The organism is Streptomyces panaciradicis (assembly GCF_023516615.1).
GTDB lineage: Bacteria > Actinomycetota > Actinomycetes > Streptomycetales > Streptomycetaceae > Streptomyces > Streptomyces panaciradicis.
This window is the reverse complement of record NZ_JAMGBF010000352.1, coordinates 1-350: the sequence shown is the minus strand read 5'-3', so window position 1 is coordinate 350 and position 350 is coordinate 1. Positions and strand designations below refer to the sequence as shown.

Below are 350 nucleotides of genomic sequence, written 5' to 3'. Positions count from 1 at the left end.
GTCTTGTCGATGGTGGTGTTGTTGGAGCCGGCGAGGTCGGCCGAGCCGCCCCACAGCTCCGGGATCACCGCGCCGAGCGCCTGCAGGACCTTGCCGGACGCGGCACGCGTGGCGACGCCCTTGCCGGGCTCGAAGACCGGGACCTTGTCCTCCCAGCCGGCCGGCAGCTCGCCCTTGCTGATGCGGTCGAAGTCGGCGGCGCGCTCGGCGTTGTTCTCACGCCACAGCTGGAACGACTTCTCCCACTCCGCCTTCGCCTCGCGGCCGCGCTCCAGCGCCTGCCGGGTGTGCTTGATGACGTCGTCGGAGACCTCGAAGGTCTTCTCCGGGTCGAAGCCGAGGACGCGCTT

The 350-nt window shown here is 70.3% G+C and carries 1 protein-coding gene; it reads right to left on the bottom strand.

The genetic code is table 11. The annotated features are described in order from the left end of the window. Positions 1–350 (bottom strand): thiamine pyrophosphate-binding protein (locus tag M8J74_RS44325; RefSeq protein ID WP_505016729.1); only part of this gene is annotated, 350 nt, incomplete at both ends.